This is a genomic window from Streptomyces sp. NBC_00076, assembly GCF_045041235.1.
Lineage (GTDB): Bacteria > Actinomycetota > Actinomycetes > Streptomycetales > Streptomycetaceae > Streptomyces.
Map to the genome: position 1 here is coordinate 6,071,316 of NZ_CP108242.1, position 15,754 is coordinate 6,087,069.

Annotated in this window: 9 protein-coding genes and 3 rRNA genes; 11 read left to right on the forward strand and 1 reads right to left on the reverse strand. The window is 64.7% G+C overall.

The window, feature by feature from the left end; all coding sequences use genetic code 11:
- Positions 1 to 264 precede the first annotated feature (264 nt).
- From OHA64_RS27735 to proC, 3 genes are all read left to right on the forward strand, one after another.
- The gene (locus OHA64_RS27735; protein ID WP_405617469.1) at positions 265 to 1,110 is read left to right on the forward strand and encodes an ABC transporter ATP-binding protein; all 846 of its coding nucleotides are present in this window, start codon (positions 265 to 267) and stop codon (positions 1,108 to 1,110) included.
- A 35-nt stretch (positions 1,111 to 1,145) separates the two neighbouring features.
- Positions 1,146 to 1,928, forward strand: coding sequence for an ABC transporter permease (locus OHA64_RS27740; RefSeq protein ID WP_405624136.1), 783 nt, complete (start codon positions 1,146 to 1,148; stop codon positions 1,926 to 1,928).
- A gap of 233 nt (positions 1,929 to 2,161) precedes the next feature.
- A complete protein-coding gene (gene proC / locus OHA64_RS27745; RefSeq protein WP_405617471.1) occupies positions 2,162 to 2,974 on the forward strand; it encodes a pyrroline-5-carboxylate reductase in 813 nt (270 codons plus the stop codon).
- Between the two features lie 50 nt (positions 2,975 to 3,024).
- On the opposite strand, the gene trpS is transcribed toward proC, so the two are convergent.
- A complete protein-coding gene (trpS, locus tag OHA64_RS27750; RefSeq protein ID WP_405624137.1) occupies positions 3,025 to 4,050 on the reverse strand; it encodes a tryptophan--tRNA ligase in 1,026 nt (341 codons plus the stop codon).
- Positions 4,051 to 4,911: 861 nt separating this feature from the next.
- On the opposite strand from trpS, the gene OHA64_RS27755 reads away from it, so the two are divergent.
- From OHA64_RS27755 to OHA64_RS27790, 8 genes are all read left to right on the forward strand, one after another.
- A 16S ribosomal RNA gene (locus OHA64_RS27755) occupies positions 4,912 to 6,437 on the forward strand.
- Positions 6,438 to 6,756: 319 nt separating this feature from the next.
- Positions 6,757 to 9,881: ribosomal RNA gene (locus OHA64_RS27760) — 23S ribosomal RNA — on the forward strand.
- A 92-nt stretch (positions 9,882 to 9,973) separates the two neighbouring features.
- A 5S ribosomal RNA gene (gene rrf, locus OHA64_RS27765) occupies positions 9,974 to 10,090 on the forward strand.
- The 16S, 23S and 5S rRNA genes sit together here, the layout of an rRNA operon.
- Positions 10,091 to 10,202: 112 nt before the next feature.
- Positions 10,203 to 10,847, forward strand: coding sequence for an HAD family hydrolase (locus tag OHA64_RS27770; protein ID WP_405617474.1), 645 nt, complete (start codon positions 10,203 to 10,205; stop codon positions 10,845 to 10,847).
- Between the two features lie 68 nt (positions 10,848 to 10,915).
- Entirely contained in the window at positions 10,916 to 11,641 is a 726-nt protein-coding gene (locus OHA64_RS27775) for a VC0807 family protein (protein ID WP_405617476.1), read from the forward strand.
- Positions 11,642 to 11,715: 74 nt separating this feature from the next.
- Positions 11,716 to 12,930 carry an MFS transporter gene (locus OHA64_RS27780; protein WP_405617478.1) on the forward strand — a complete coding sequence of 405 codons (1,215 nt, stop codon included), beginning with the start codon at positions 11,716 to 11,718 and terminating at the stop codon, positions 12,928 to 12,930.
- A complete protein-coding gene (locus OHA64_RS27785; protein ID WP_405617480.1) occupies positions 12,881 to 14,053 on the forward strand; it encodes an acetoin utilization protein AcuC in 1,173 nt (390 codons plus the stop codon). Before OHA64_RS27780 ends, OHA64_RS27785 begins: the two co-directional genes overlap by 50 nt.
- Before the next feature lie 763 nt (positions 14,054 to 14,816).
- Entirely contained in the window at positions 14,817 to 15,632 is an 816-nt protein-coding gene (locus tag OHA64_RS27790) for a phosphatase (protein WP_405617482.1), read from the forward strand.
- Positions 15,633 to 15,754 lie beyond the last annotated feature (122 nt).

Consider the following 15,754-nt stretch of genomic DNA (forward strand, 5'->3'; position numbering starts at 1 on the left):
CCACCCCTTTCCTGACCCGCATCGCCACCGCGGGCACCCCCTCGGACCACCCCCTCCGTCGCCGGCTCAACGACGCCGCTCTCCCGCTCGTCGACCTGTCGCCGACCGCCGACCGCCGACCGCCGACCGCCGACCGCTGCCCTCGCTCGGCGCGTCCCCAGACGCACAGCCCGGCACCCCCGGCTCCGACCAAGCCCCCGTGCGCCTGCGCCGCCCCCTGCACCCCGCTTGACGGGGTCCACCCCCAGGAGCACTATTCATCACATGATGAATTACGCGCTCGACCCACCCGAGGACGAAGCACGCCCCGCGAAAACCACCAACCCAGACACCCCCGACACCCCCGACGCACCCGCCGTCCGCGCCCAAGGCCTCACCGTCGTCCGAGGCCCACGAACGGTCCTGCGCGGCCTCGACTTCACCGTCCCGCGAGGGCAGATCACCGGTCTGCTCGGGCCGTCCGGATGCGGCAAGTCGACGTTGATGCGCGCGATCGTCGGAACCCAGGCCAAGGTCACCGGCACGCTCGACGTCCTCGGGAACCCCGCCGGCCACCCCACCCTCCGCACCCGCATCGGCTACGTCACCCAAGCCCCCTCCGTCTACGACGACCTGACCGTCCGCCAGAACCTCGACTACTTCGCCGCGATCCTCGACCCGGGCCGCGCCACCACCGACCGCCGCCACGAGAACGTCACCCGAGCCATCACCGACGTGGATCTGGCCACCCACACCGACGCCCTCGCCGGCAACCTCTCCGGCGGCCAACGCAGCCGAGTCTCCCTGGCTGTCGCCCTCCTCGGCGCCCCCGAACTCCTGGTCCTCGACGAACCAACCGTCGGCCTGGACCCCGTCCTCCGCCGCGACCTGTGGCACCTCTTCCACGAAATCGCGACGCAGCGAGGCGCGACCCTGTTGATCTCCTCCCATGTCATGGACGAGGCCGAGCGCTGCCACCGCCTCCTGCTGATGCGCGAGGGCCAGATCCTCGCCGACGACACCCCCGACGCCCTCCGCTCCCGCACCCACTCGGAGACCGTCGAGGCGGCATTCCTGCACCTGGTCGACGAGGCGATGGCAGCCGACCGCACGAAGGAGACCGCACGATGACCACGAACACGACGGGCAAGAGCAGCACGGACACGATGGACACCCAGGGCACGACGGCGGCACCCGCCCCGCCGCGCGCGCTGAGCGCCTCCCGAATCACCGCCACCACGACCCGCGTCCTGCGCCAACTCGGCCACGACCCGCGCACCATCGCGCTGTTGATCCTCATCCCCTGCGTGATGCTGTTCCTGCTGCGCTACGTCTTCGACGGCAGCCCGCGCACCTTCGACAGCATCGGCGCCTCCCTCCTCGGGATCTTCCCCCTGATCACGATGTTCCTGGTCACCTCCATCGCCACCCTGCGCGAACGCACCTCCGGCACCCTCGAACGCCTCCTCGCCATGCCCCTCGGCAAGGGAGACCTCATCGCCGGCTACGCCCTCGCCTTCGGGACCCTCGCTGTCATCCAGTCCGCCCTCGCGACGGGCCTCGCGCTCTGGCTCCTCGACCTGGACGTCACCGGCAGCCCCTGGCTCCTGCTCCTCGTCGCCCTCCTCGACGCCCTGCTCGGCACCGCCCTCGGCCTCTTCGTCTCGGCCTTCGCGGCCTCGGAGTTCCAGGCGGTCCAGTTCATGCCGGCGGTGATCTTCCCCCAACTCCTCCTCTGCGGTCTCTTCACCCCTCGCGACAACATGCACCCGGCACTCGAGGCCATCTCCGACGTCCTCCCCATGTCCTACGCGGTCGACGGCATGAACGAAGTCCTCACCCACACCGACATGACGGCCACCTTCGTACGAGACGCCCTCATAGTGGCGGGATGCGCGCTGCTGGTACTGGGCCTGGGCGCGGCGACGCTACGACGCCGGACGGCGTGAGGCGCCGCGGCCCCAGCCGGACGCAACGCTCCTCCACCGGGCCCCTGAGCACCACTCACCGGCCCCCTCTCCGAGCCGTGCTAAATCCGCCACCACCAGCCCCCCTCACCAGCCCCCCTCACCAGCCCCCCTCACCAGTCCCCGACATCCCGCCCACCGGACACCAGAGCCGAGCCCATCCCCCCGATGCGAGGATGAACCTGGACGACGCACCCCCCGGAGGGCCCCCAGCCATGACCCAGAAAGTCGCAGTCCTCGGCACCGGCAAGATCGGCGAAGCCCTGCTCAGCGGAATGATCCGCGCCGGCTGGGCCCCGGCCGACCTCCTGGTCACCGCCCGCCGCCCCGAACGAGCCGAAGAACTCCGTACCCGCCACGGAGTCACCCCGGTCACCAACCCTGAAGCCGCCAAGATCGCCGACACCCTGATCCTCACGGTCAAACCGCAGGACATGGGCACCCTCCTCGACGAACTGGCCCCCCATGTCCCCGCCGACCGCCTGATCATCAGCGGCGCGGCCGGTATCCCCACCTCCTTCTTCGAGGAGCGCCTTGCCACCGGCACCCCTGTCGTCCGCGTCATGACGAATACTCCCGCCCTGGTCGACGAGGCCATGTCCGTCATCTCCGCCGGCACCCACGCCACCGTCGACCACCTCGCACACACCGAGGAGATCTTCGGCGCCGTAGGCAAGACGCTCCGCGTCCCCGAGTCCCAGCAGGACGCCTGCACCGCCCTCTCCGGCTCCGGGCCGGCGTACTTCTTCTACCTGGTCGAAGCCATGACGGACGCCGGCATCCTCCTCGGCCTGCCCCGTGACAAGGCCCACGACCTGATCGTCCAGTCCGCGATCGGCGCCGCGACCATGCTTCGTGACAGCGGCGAACATCCGGTCAAGCTCCGCGAAAACGTCACCTCCCCCGCGGGCACGACCATCAACGCCATCCGCGAACTCGAGAACCACGGCGTACGAGCCGCTCTCATCGCCGCCCTCGAAGCAGCCCGTGACCGCAGCCGCGAACTGGCCTCCGGCAACAACGCCTGACGCCCTGCCGCCCCCTGCCTCAGGATCCTCCGGGGGGCGGCACCGCACGCCTACCGCGCCGCACTCACCCCGGTATCGGATGCGGCCGGCAGCAACCCGATCGCGCGATAAGCGGCATCCACGGTCGGCCGCGCCATCGCCCGCGCTCTCTCCGCGCCATCCCGCAGCACCCCCTCAACAAAGCCAGGATCCGCGCACAGCTCCCTGTGCCTGTCCTGCACGGGCCTGAGAACCTCGACCACGGCCTCCGCGGTGTCCTTCTTCAAGGCGCCGTACGACTCATATACACCGCTCAGGTCCGATGGGTTCCCACCCGTGCACCCGGCGAGAATCTCCAGCAGGTTGGCGAGCCCCGGCCGCGACTCCCGGTCGTAGACGACCTCCCGCCCACTGTCGGTCACGGCCCGCATGACCTTCTTCCGCACCACGTCCGGTTCGTCGAGCAGATAGACGATCCCCGGCCCGGAATCGTCACTCTTCCCCATCTTCGCCGTCGGCTCCTGCAGATTCATCACCCGAGCCGCCACCTCCGGAGAGGTCGTCCGAGGCACCACGAACGTGTGTCCGTACCGCTGGTTGAACCGCACCGCCAGATCCCGGGCCAGCTCCACATGCTGCGCCTGATCGTCCCCGACCGGCACCTCGCCACTCCCGTACGCCAGGATGTCCGCCGCCATCAGCACGGGATACGTCAGCAAGGACAGCCGCACACTCCCGCCCCGCCCCCGCTCCCGCGCGGCCTTCTCCTTGTACTGGATCATCCGCCGCATCTCGCCGTCCGTGGCCACGCACTCCAGCACATACGACAGCCGTGCGTGCTCGTCCACATGACTCTGTACGAACACGGTGCACAGGTCGGGATCGGCCCCCGTCGCCAACAGCAGCGTCGCCGCCTGCCGACTCAGTCGTCGTACCCGCGCCGGATCGTGATCCACGGTCAGCGCGTGCAGATCGACGATGCAGAACAGCGCATCGGCCTGGTGCTGATCGACGGCTGCCCACCGCCGCATGGCTCCCAGGTAGTTCCCTAGCGTCAGATGCCCGGTCGGCTTGATCCCGCTGAACACCCGTGTCATCTCTGTCGTCTCTGTCATCTCTCCCTCTCCTCCCGGTCGGGCCACCGCCTCGGCCGGCTGCCCTCTGGAGTGCTGGAGGGAGATACAGAAACGGCCGCCGAAGCGGCGGCCGTCGAGTGCATACGTGAGAACGGCCGCCGTCAGGCGGCCCACCACAGCTGGGTGCACGTACGCGTAGTCATGCCGCTCAGAGTACGCCTCCCGAGCCCGTCAGGACTGAAGTTGACACACCCCGACCCCATACGTAGTGTTCTCCGAGTTGTCCGACGTGAGCGCCGACCCTGGTCGGTCCCCGGACAGTCATTCCGCAGGACCACCCAACACGCGACGACTAGTCGTTCTGTTGTCGTGTCATTGGCACGGGTATTTGCGAATGAGGAATCCGTGTTCGAAAGGACGCAGCCCCCGATTAGCGTCGGGAGCCGGGAATCCGCTAAAGTCTCACTCGTCGGAACGGCCTAACAGCCGCGAAGACAACCCCCGCTGACCGGGGATCAGGCCCGAAAGGATCTGATAGAGTCGGAACCGCCGGAAAGGGAAACGCGGAAGCGGGAACCTGGAAAGCACCGAGGAAATCGGATCGCGAAAAGGTCTGATAGAGTCGGAAACGCAAGACCGAAGGGAAGCGCCCGGAGGAAAGCCTGAGAGGGTCTCTCGGGTGAGTACAAAGGAAGCGTCCGTTCCTTGAGAACTCAACAGCGTGCCAAAAGTCAACGCCAGATATGTTGATACCCCGTCTCTCTCAGTCATTGAGAGGGCGAGGTTCTTTTGAAGAAAACACAGCGAGGACGCTGTGAACGGCCGGGCTTATTCCGCCTGGCTGTTCCGCTCTCGTGGTGTCATCCCGATTACGGGAGAACATTCACGGAGAGTTTGATCCTGGCTCAGGACGAACGCTGGCGGCGTGCTTAACACATGCAAGTCGAACGATGAACCACTTCGGTGGGGATTAGTGGCGAACGGGTGAGTAACACGTGGGCAATCTGCCCTTCACTCTGGGACAAGCCCTGGAAACGGGGTCTAATACCGGATAACACTTCCATTCTCCTGAATGGTGGTTAAAAGCTCCGGCGGTGAAGGATGAGCCCGCGGCCTATCAGCTTGTTGGTGAGGTAATGGCTCACCAAGGCGACGACGGGTAGCCGGCCTGAGAGGGCGACCGGCCACACTGGGACTGAGACACGGCCCAGACTCCTACGGGAGGCAGCAGTGGGGAATATTGCACAATGGGCGAAAGCCTGATGCAGCGACGCCGCGTGAGGGATGACGGCCTTCGGGTTGTAAACCTCTTTCAGCAGGGAAGAAGCGAAAGTGACGGTACCTGCAGAAGAAGCGCCGGCTAACTACGTGCCAGCAGCCGCGGTAATACGTAGGGCGCAAGCGTTGTCCGGAATTATTGGGCGTAAAGAGCTCGTAGGCGGCTTGTCACGTCGGGTGTGAAAGCCCGGGGCTTAACCCCGGGTCTGCATTCGATACGGGCTAGCTAGAGTGTGGTAGGGGAGATCGGAATTCCTGGTGTAGCGGTGAAATGCGCAGATATCAGGAGGAACACCGGTGGCGAAGGCGGATCTCTGGGCCATTACTGACGCTGAGGAGCGAAAGCGTGGGGAGCGAACAGGATTAGATACCCTGGTAGTCCACGCCGTAAACGGTGGGAACTAGGTGTTGGCGACATTCCACGTCGTCGGTGCCGCAGCTAACGCATTAAGTTCCCCGCCTGGGGAGTACGGCCGCAAGGCTAAAACTCAAAGGAATTGACGGGGGCCCGCACAAGCAGCGGAGCATGTGGCTTAATTCGACGCAACGCGAAGAACCTTACCAAGGCTTGACATACACCGGAAAGCATCAGAGATGGTGCCCCCCTTGTGGTCGGTGTACAGGTGGTGCATGGCTGTCGTCAGCTCGTGTCGTGAGATGTTGGGTTAAGTCCCGCAACGAGCGCAACCCTTGTTCTGTGTTGCCAGCATGCCCTTCGGGGTGATGGGGACTCACAGGAGACCGCCGGGGTCAACTCGGAGGAAGGTGGGGACGACGTCAAGTCATCATGCCCCTTATGTCTTGGGCTGCACACGTGCTACAATGGCAGGTACAATGAGCTGCGATACCGTGAGGTGGAGCGAATCTCAAAAAGCCTGTCTCAGTTCGGATTGGGGTCTGCAACTCGACCCCATGAAGTCGGAGTTGCTAGTAATCGCAGATCAGCATTGCTGCGGTGAATACGTTCCCGGGCCTTGTACACACCGCCCGTCACGTCACGAAAGTCGGTAACACCCGAAGCCGGTGGCCCAACCCCTTGTGGGAGGGAGCTGTCGAAGGTGGGACTGGCGATTGGGACGAAGTCGTAACAAGGTAGCCGTACCGGAAGGTGCGGCTGGATCACCTCCTTTCTAAGGAGCACTTCTTACCGATCCCTCCGGGGTGAGGTCAGAGGCCAGTACATCGGCGAATGTCCGGTGCTGGTTGCTCAAGGGTGGAACGTTGACTATTCGGCATACTTGATCGTCTTCTCCTTCCAGTACTGCTCTTCGGAGCGTGGAACGTTGAGGGAAGCGGCAGGGATGCCGGGCACGCTGTTGGGTGTCTGAGGGTACGGGCTTGAGAGTCTGGATCTTCAGTTGCCGGCCCCAGTGCACTCGAACCGGTTGGTTCGGGGTGATGGGTGGCTGGTCGTTGTTTGAGAACTGCACAGTGGACGCGAGCATCTGTGGCCAAGTTTTTAAGGGCGCACGGTGGATGCCTTGGCACCAGGAACCGATGAAGGACGTGGGAGGCCACGATAGGCCCCGGGGAGTCGTCAACCAGGCTTTGATCCGGGGGTGTCCGAATGGGGAAACCCGGCAGTCGTCATGGGCTGTCACCCTTGCCTGAACACATAGGGCAAGTGGAGGGAACGCGGGGAAGTGAAACATCTCAGTACCCGCAGGAAGAGAAAACAACCGTGATTCCGGGAGTAGTGGCGAGCGAAACCGGATGAGGCTAAACCGTATACGTGTGAGACCCGGCAGGGGTTGCGTATGCGGGGTTGTGGGATCTCTCTTCTGTCGTCTGCTTGGCGTGCAGAGCGAGTCAGAAACCGTTGATGTAGGCGAAGGACATGCGAAAGGTCCGGCGTAGAGGGTAAGACCCCCGTAGTCGAAACGTCAACGGCTCGTTTGAGAGACACCCAAGTAGCACGGGGCCCGAGAAATCCCGTGTGAATCTGGCGGGACCACCCGCTAAGCCTAAATATTCCCTGGTGACCGATAGCGGATAGTACCGTGAGGGAATGGTGAAAAGTACCGCGGGAGCGGAGTGAAATAGTACCTGAAACCGTGTGCCTACAAGCCGTGGGAGCGTCGCGCATCAAGCTTGCTTGGTGCGTCGTGACTGCGTGCCTTTTGAAGAATGAGCCTGCGAGTTTGCGGTGTGTTGCGAGGTTAACCCGGGTGGGGTAGCCGTAGCGAAAGCGAGTCCGAACAGGGCGTTTCAGTAGCACGCTCAAGACCCGAAGCGGAGTGATCTAGCCATGGGCAGGTTGAAGCGGAGGTAAGACTTCGTGGAGGACCGAACCCACCAGGGTTGAAAACCTGGGGGATGACCTGTGGTTAGGGGTGAAAGGCCAATCAAACTCCGTGATAGCTGGTTCTCCCCGAAATGCATTTAGGTGCAGCGTCGTGTGTTTCTTGCCGGAGGTAGAGCACTGGATAGGCGATGGGCCCTACCGGGTTACTGACCTTAGCCAAACTCCGAATGCCGGTAAGTGAGAGCGCGGCAGTGAGACTGTGGGGGATAAGCTCCATGGTCGAGAGGGAAACAGCCCAGAGCATCGACTAAGGCCCCTAAGCGTACGCTAAGTGGGAAAGGATGTGGAGTCGCACAGACAACCAGGAGGTTGGCTTAGAAGCAGCCACCCTTGAAAGAGTGCGTAATAGCTCACTGGTCTAGTGATTCCGCGCCGACAATGTAGCGGGGCTCAAGCGTACCGCCGAAGTCGTGTCATTGCAGCATGAGGGCCAACGCCCGCTGTGATGGGTAGGGGAGCGTCGTGTGCCGGGTGAAGCCGCCGTGTAAGCGAGTGGTGGACGGTTCACGAGTGAGAATGCAGGCATGAGTAGCGATACACACGTGGGAAACGTGTGCGCCGATTGACTAAGGGTTCCTGGGTCAAGCTGATCTGCCCAGGGTAAGTCGGGACCTAAGGCGAGGCCGACAGGCGTAGTCGATGGATAACCGGTTGATATTCCGGTACCCGCTGTGAAGCGTCAAACATTGAATCAGGCGATGCTAAGTCCGTGAAGCCGTTCCGGACCCTTCGGGGAAAGGAAAGTGGTGGAGCCGACGGACCAGACTTGTAGTAGGTGAGTGATGGGGTGACGCAGGAAGGTAGTCCATCCCGGGCGGTGGTTGTCCCGGGGTAAGGGTGTAGGACGTCAGGTAGGTAAATCCGCCTGGCAATAGTCTGAGACCTGATGCCGAGCCGATTGTGGTGAAGTGGATGATCCTATGCTGTCGAGAAAAGCCTCTAGCGAGTTTCATGGCGGCCCGTACCCTAAACCGACTCAGGTGGTCAGGTAGAGAATACCGAGGCGTTCGGGTGAACTATGGTTAAGGAACTCGGCAAAATGCCCCCGTAACTTCGGGAGAAGGGGGGCCATCACTGGTGAGAGGACGTGCTCCTCGAGCTGGGGGTGGCCGCAGAGACCAGCGAGAAGCGACTGTTTACTAAAAACACAGGTCCGTGCGAAGCCGTAAGGCGATGTATACGGACTGACGCCTGCCCGGTGCTGGAACGTTAAGGGGACCGGTTAGTCAGGATTCGTCTTGGCGAAGCTGAGAACTTAAGCGCCAGTAAACGGCGGTGGTAACTATAACCATCCTAAGGTAGCGAAATTCCTTGTCGGGTAAGTTCCGACCTGCACGAATGGCGTAACGACTTCTCGACTGTCTCAACCATAGGCCCGGTGAAATTGCACTACGAGTAAAGATGCTCGTTTCGCGCAGCAGGACGGAAAGACCCCGGGACCTTTACTACAGTTTGATATTGGTGTTCGGTTCGGCTTGTGTAGGATAGCTGGGAGACTGTGAAGCTTGGACGCCAGTTCAGGTGGAGTCGTCGTTGAAATACCAGTCTGGTCGTGCTGGATGTCTAACCTGGGTCCGTGATCCGGATCAGGGACAGTGTCTGATGGGTAGTTTAACTGGGGCGGTTGCCTCCTAAAGAGTAACGGAGGCGCCCAAAGGTTCCCTCAGCCTGGTTGGCAATCAGGTGTTGAGTGTAAGTGCACAAGGGAGCTTGACTGTGAGACCGACGGGTCGAGCAGGGACGAAAGTCGGGACTAGTGATCCGGCGGTGGCTTGTGGAAGCGCCGTCGCTCAACGGATAAAAGGTACCCCGGGGATAACAGGCTGATCTTCCCCAAGAGTCCATATCGACGGGATGGTTTGGCACCTCGATGTCGGCTCGTCGCATCCTGGGGCTGGAGTCGGTCCCAAGGGTTGGGCTGTTCGCCCATTAAAGCGGTACGCGAGCTGGGTTTAGAACGTCGTGAGACAGTTCGGTCCCTATCCGCTGCGCGCGTAGGAATATTGAGAAGGGCTGTCCCTAGTACGAGAGGACCGGGACGGACGAACCTCTGGTGTGCCAGTTGTTCTGCCAAGGGCATGGCTGGTTGGCTACGTTCGGGAGGGATAACCGCTGAAAGCATCTAAGCGGGAAGCCTGCTTCGAGATGAGTATTCCCACCCCCTTTGAGGGGTTAAGGCTCCCAGTAGACGACTGGGTTGATAGGCCGGATCTGGAAGCACGGTAACGTGTGGAGGTGACCGGTACTAATAGGCCGAGGGCTTGTCCTCAGTTGCTCGCGTCCACTGTGTTGGTTCTGAAACCACGAACAGCCCCATACCCAGGGCCACGGGTGTGGTGCGGCAGTTCAGTTTCATAGTGTTTCGGTGGTTTTAGCGTGAGGGAAACGCCCGGTTACATTCCGAACCCGGAAGCTAAGCCTTACAGCGCCGATGGTACTGCAGGGGGGACCCTGTGGGAGAGTAGGACGCCGCCGAACAATTTTTGGGAAAACCCCCGTGCCATGGGCACGGGGGTTTTCTGCGTTCCAGGGGTTATTCCAGGGTTTTCAGGTAGGGGAGCGTTGGACTAAGTCCTCTAGGGTCTTGGGCATGCGCTATGACCTTGTCATCTTCGACAACGATGGTGTCCTCGTCGACAGCGAGCCCATCTCCAACAAGCTCTTGGCCGGCTATCTGACCGAGCTCGGGCATACGACCTCGTACGAGGATTCTCTCCGGGACTACATGGGCGCCGCCATGCACCGCGTACACGATCTCGTGGAGGCGCGGAGCGGGCGGCGGTTGCCGGAGGACTTCGACGATGTCTTCCATGCGCGGGTGTTCGCTGCGTTCGAGCGGGAGTTGGAGCCGGTGGCGGGGGCCGTCGGGGTACTGGAGAAGCTGGCTGCGGACGGAGTGCCCTACTGTGTGGCGTCCTCCGGGAGCCATGAGCGGATTCGGGTGGGGCATCGGAAGACCGGGGTGGGCCGGTGGTTCGATGATGGACGGATCTTCAGCTCGCAGGATGTGGGGCGGGGAAAGCCGGCGCCGGATCTCTTCCTGTACGCGGCCGAGCGTATGGGTGTCGAGCCCGCGCGGTGCGTGGTGGTGGAGGACAGCCCGTTGGGGGTGCGGGCGGCCGTCGCGGCCGGGATGGACGTGTACGGGTTCACCGCCATGACGCCTGCCGAGCGGCTCCAAGAGGCCACTCAACTCTTCGCGGACATGGGGGAGTTGCTTGACCTGCTGGTCTGACATTTGTCATGCCGAGGTCTGGACGATCGTTTCTACCAGCGTCGGGGGCCGGCCGGGATGCTGAGGGCATGACGCAGACGATGACGATGGCGAAGACCGGTACGAAGGCGAAGCGGAACGCGTTTGTGCCGCTCATCATGGACGTGGCGGTGCCGGTCGGGTCGTACTACCTGTTCAGGAACGGGTTCGGGATGAGCACCGTGGCCGCGCTCGGCTGGAGCAGTGTGCTGCCGGCCGTGCGGACCGGGTGGAGTGCCGTGAAGGACCGGACGGTCAACGGGCTTGCCGCGCTCATTCTGTTCGTGAACGTCGTCGGACTGCTGCTGGGGTTCGTCGCCGGGGACCCGCGGCTGATGCTCGCCAAGGACAGCGGGGTCAGCAGCGTGGTGGGGATGGGGATCCTGGTGTCGGTGGCGCTGGGGAAGCCGGTGATGACGGCCGGGATGAAGCCGTGGCTGGTGAAGAGGGACGAGCGGCGGGAGGCCGCCTGGGCTCGGTTGGAAGGTGGGTCCGCCGCCTTTCGGCGGTTCGAGCGGGTCTTCTCCGTGGTGTGGGGTGTGGTGCTGCTCGCGGAGTGTGCGGTGCGGGTCGTGGGGGCGTACACCGTGCCGGTGGACACCATGGTCTGGCTCGGGACCGTCATCATGATCGTCGCCATGGTTCTCGGCTTTCTCGTCAGCGGTGCCCTGGGTGCCGGGCCGATGGCGGCCATGCTCGAGGCGGAGTTGAAGTGCGAGGGGCAGGGGTGCTCGGACGCCGTTCCCACGGCTTCCGGTGTCGCCGTCGCCCGGTGAGGAATCAAAGCTGAGGGAAATTCATCTTTGGCTGGATCTACCCACGAGTACGCCGGGGCCCTACGCTCGCCGCCATGACTGATGTGCTGCGGCGCGGCAGGGCCTCGCTGGCGTTCAGCTTCTTCGCACAGGGTGTGGCCTTCGCGCTGCTGGTGACGAGGATCCCGGCCATCCAGGACCGGTACGGCGTGTCCGACGCGCTGTTGCCCGCGTTCCTGGCGGCCGTGCCGATCCTCGCGGGGGTCGGGAGCGTGAGCACCGAGCAGTTGGTGAAGCGAATACCGCCCAGCCGGGTGCTGCGCTGGGCCCAGCCCGTCGTGCTCCTGGCGCTGCTCGGGGTGGGGGCGGGGGAGTCGACGGTCGAGCTGGGTGTCTCGCTTGCCGCCTTCGGGCTCGCCGTGGGTGCGCTGGACGCGTCGATGAACATGCTCGGGGTGAGCCTGCAGCGGGCGTACGGGCGCAGCATCATGCTGAGTTTCCATGCCGTGTTCAGCCTGGGCGGGATTCTGGGAGCCTCGCTGGCGTGGGCGGGGGCGCACTGGCATCTGGCGTTGTGGGTGTCGTATCTGCCGGTCGTGCTGGTGCTGTTGCCGACCGCCCTGGTGGGGAGTCGGTGGTACGTCGACGGGGGCGGGGACGGCGATGTGGCGGGGGAGAAGGGCGAGGGTGGGACCCTCGCCCTCAAATTGCTCCTGCCGCTGTGCCTCGTGATGTGTTTCGCGTACATCGGGGACTCGACCGTCTCCAACTGGAGCGCGAAGTATCTGCAGGACGTGCTGGGGAGCAGTGAGCAGCTCGCGACGGTGCCGTACAACGTGTACATGGTGACCACGCTGCTGGGGCGGGCCATCGGTGACGTCGGGGTACGGCGGTTCGGGGCGGCTCCGGTCGTACGGCTGGGGGCGTTGGTGGCGGCGGTCGGGTTCGCCGTGGTGGCGGTGGCGCCCGGGCCGTGGGTGGGGATGCTCGGGTTCACGTTGTTGGGGCTGGGGTTGTGTGTGCTGGTGCCGCAGACCTTCGCCGCGGCCGGGCGGCTGTTTCCCGGGGCGTCCGACGCGGCTGTGGCTCGGCTCAACGTCTTCAACTACGTCGGTTTCCTGATCGGTTCGCCCCTGGTGGGGGCGTTGGGGGACACCTGGAGCTATCGGGGGGCCATGCTCGTGCCGATGGTGTTGGTGCTGGTGACGCTCGTGTACGCCCGGTCGTTCGCCGCTCAATCGGACCGATACGGTGGCGGGCATGAGCGGCCGCGGACAGCTGATGTGGGACGAGGCAGTAACGGGCTATGACTTCGGTCCGGACCATCCGATGGATCCGGTTCGGCTTGCCCTTACCTGGAGGCTCGTTCAGGCCTTCGGGCTTGACCGGGAGATGGAGGTCGTAGCTGCCAAGCCGGCCGGTGAGTCGACGCTGAGGCTGGTGCATCGGGAGGACTACGTCGAGGCCGTCAAGGCGGCTTCTGCGGAGCCTAGGGCGGCCGACGGGGCGTACGGGCTGGGGACTATGGACGATCCCGCGTTCGCCGGGATGCACGAGGTTTCCGCGCTGATCGCCGGGCAGTCGGTGGGCGCCGCGGAGGCCGTGTGGCGGGGGGACGCGCTGCATGCGGTGAACTTCTCCGGTGGGTTGCATCATGCGATGCCCGGGGGTGCGTCGGGGTTCTGTATCTACAACGACGCGGCGCTGGCGATCGCTCGTTTGTTGGAGCTCGGGGCCGAGCGGGTGGCCTATGTGGATGTCGACGTGCATCACGGGGACGGGGTGCAGGCGGCGTTCTGGGAGGATCCGCGGGTTCTGACGGTCTCGCTGCATGAGCATCCTCGTACGCTGTTTCCGCAGACCGGGTGGCCGGAGGAGACCGGCGCGGAGTCTGCGGAGGGGTCGGCGGTGAATGTCGCGTTGCCGGCGGGGACCGGGGACGCGGGGTGGTTGCGGGCGTTCCACGCCGTGGTGCCTGAGGTGATCGCTGACTTTCGGCCTCAGGTGTTGGTGACTCAGCACGGGGCCGATACGCACTTCGAGGATCCGTTGGCGCACTTGGCTGTGTCGCTCGATGCGCAGCGGGCCGTGCAGGTTGCCTGTCATGACCTGGCGCATGAGTACGCCGACGGGCGGTGGGTGGCGCTGGGTGGGGGCGGATACGCGGTGGTGGATGTCGTGCCGCGGTCCTGGACGCATCTGGTGGGGATCGCGGCAGGGCGGCCGGTGTCGCCGGAGACGTTGGTTCCGGAGTCGTGGCGGCAGGAGGTGTTTGCTCGGACTCGGCAGTTGGGGCCCGGGCGGATGACTGATGGGCGGTGGCCGGTGTCCTGGTCTGGGTGGGAGGAGGGGTACGACCCTGCGGATCGGGTGGACCAGGCGGTGATCGCTGCGCGGCGGGCGGTGTTTCCGTTGCGGGGGCTTTTGGCTTAGGTGCGGGTGCGGGTGCGGGTGCGGGTGCGGGTGCGGGCGCGGGTGCGGGTGCGGGCGCGGGTGCCGGCGCTGGTGCTGGTGCCGGCGCCTGGGCTGAGGTGTTGGGTGGGCTGAGGTCTGGGGTTCTCGCCCCCGCCGCCCCTACCCGTCCCATCCCCAGGGGCTTCGCCCCTTCGACCCCACCGGGGCTTCGCCCCTGGACCCCGGGCGGGGGCTGCGGCCCTGGACCCACCGGGGCTTCGCCCCTGGACCCCACCGGGGCCGCGGCCCTTCGACCCCGCCGGTTGCTGCGACCCTGGCGGGCTCCGCCCCTGGACTCTGGTGGGTACTGCATCTTTGCGGGTACTGGGCCCTGGACCCCGCCGGGTATTGCGAACCCCGCCGAGCCCCCTGGACTCCGCCGGGCTCCGTCCAGAGGGCCCGGTCGGGTCTCCCGGGGCCGGCCCCGGGACGGGACTGCGGCCCTGGACCTCGCAGGCTCTCCCCGCCCTGCCCGTCCCGCCCCGGCGCAACGCAGTCCCCGTGCCCCGGCGGGCTGGAAGGTTCTGTCTCTGGATTCCGGCGTGACCACCACCGTGAAGGTCACCGGGTGGGCCGCGGAGGTGTCGCCCGCCGGGCGGGGTCGTATCCCTGCGTGGCTGGAGGCGGCGGCGTCGTTCGTGGGTCCGTGTTGTCTTCGGTCGCGATTCCGTCGTTACGCCGACTGTGCGGTGTTTCCTCGTTCGTGTCGTGTGCGTGGGGTTCGTGCGTCAGCATCGCTTGGGTGTTGAGCACTGGGGCGATGCGGGCTCATCTTCTGGCTGCTCGGTTGGCTGGGACCGTGGCTACTTCGCGGGAGGAGAGTCTTCGGAGTTATCGGCTGTTCGCGGCTCGTGATCCTCGGGTTCTGATCGGGATTGATCCTGAACGGCCTTGGGAGGAGCGAGAATTGATCGAACTGATGGCGGACAGGTGTGGGGTTTCGGCCGATCCGGGGCATACAACTGGTCATGATGTGATTGATCCGGAGCGGACGCTGGAGGCTCTGGGCGCCTTCGCGGAGCGGCTCGCCGCGGTGGCCGAACGTGGTGGACCCGTGCTGTTCGGTACCGGGCACCCGCATCGGCTGCTCGGCTTCTACGCCGCCTTGGCGGACGCCCTGTCGGCGGCTGGATGTACCGTTCTCACCCCAGCGCAGGGTCGCTGTGTCGACATAACGACCCAGTTCGGTCTACGCACGTACGACCTTGACTACGTACGAGGAGTCGCGCTGGTACGGGAACCCGGCGCGTCGAGCTCCGGTTGTGAGGCCGGCGCGCACACGCATTCACCGCTCCCGGTTCGTACCGCGCTGGCGGCGGCCGCGGATGGCGGCGGACCTCTCCCGGAACTCGTCATCGGGGATCACGGGTGGGTCTGCGGGGCAGGTCAGCTGGGGTTTGAGGCCATCGGGCTGGCGGATACCGACGACCCCGCGCTGTTCGTGGGGGAGGCCGAGGGGGTGGTCTCCGTCGTCGTTCCACTTGATGACGCCGTGCGGTCCGATTACTACCGGCCGCTTACCCGCTACGTACTCAATCGAGCGTGTCTGTCACAGTAGGCCGCCGATGGGTGCACCTCTTCCCCACTTGCATCACCCGCCCCTACATTGGGGAGTGAGCACGCAACGACGAAGAGTCACCGGAAGGGGAAGCCGGTGGCCGTCGAGTGCGGAAGGTTCAG

Excerpts from the sequence above, each read along its gene's own strand:
- OHA64_RS27735 (WP_405617469.1), top strand. The coding sequence starts at position 265 with ATGATGAATTACGCGCTCGACCCACCCGAGGACGAAGCACGCCCCGCG.
- OHA64_RS27740 (WP_405624136.1), top strand. The coding sequence starts at position 1,146 with ATGGACACCCAGGGCACGACGGCGGCACCCGCCCCGCCGCGCGCGCTG.
- proC (WP_405617471.1), top strand. The coding sequence starts at position 2,162 with ATGACCCAGAAAGTCGCAGTCCTCGGCACCGGCAAGATCGGCGAAGCC.
- trpS (WP_405624137.1), bottom strand. The coding sequence starts at position 4,050 with ATGACACGGGTGTTCAGCGGGATCAAGCCGACCGGGCATCTGACGCTA.
- OHA64_RS27770 (WP_405617474.1), top strand. The coding sequence starts at position 10,203 with ATGCGCTATGACCTTGTCATCTTCGACAACGATGGTGTCCTCGTCGAC.
- OHA64_RS27775 (WP_405617476.1), top strand. The coding sequence starts at position 10,916 with ATGACGCAGACGATGACGATGGCGAAGACCGGTACGAAGGCGAAGCGG.
- OHA64_RS27780 (WP_405617478.1), top strand. The coding sequence starts at position 11,716 with ATGACTGATGTGCTGCGGCGCGGCAGGGCCTCGCTGGCGTTCAGCTTC.
- OHA64_RS27785 (WP_405617480.1), top strand. The coding sequence starts at position 12,881 with ATGAGCGGCCGCGGACAGCTGATGTGGGACGAGGCAGTAACGGGCTAT.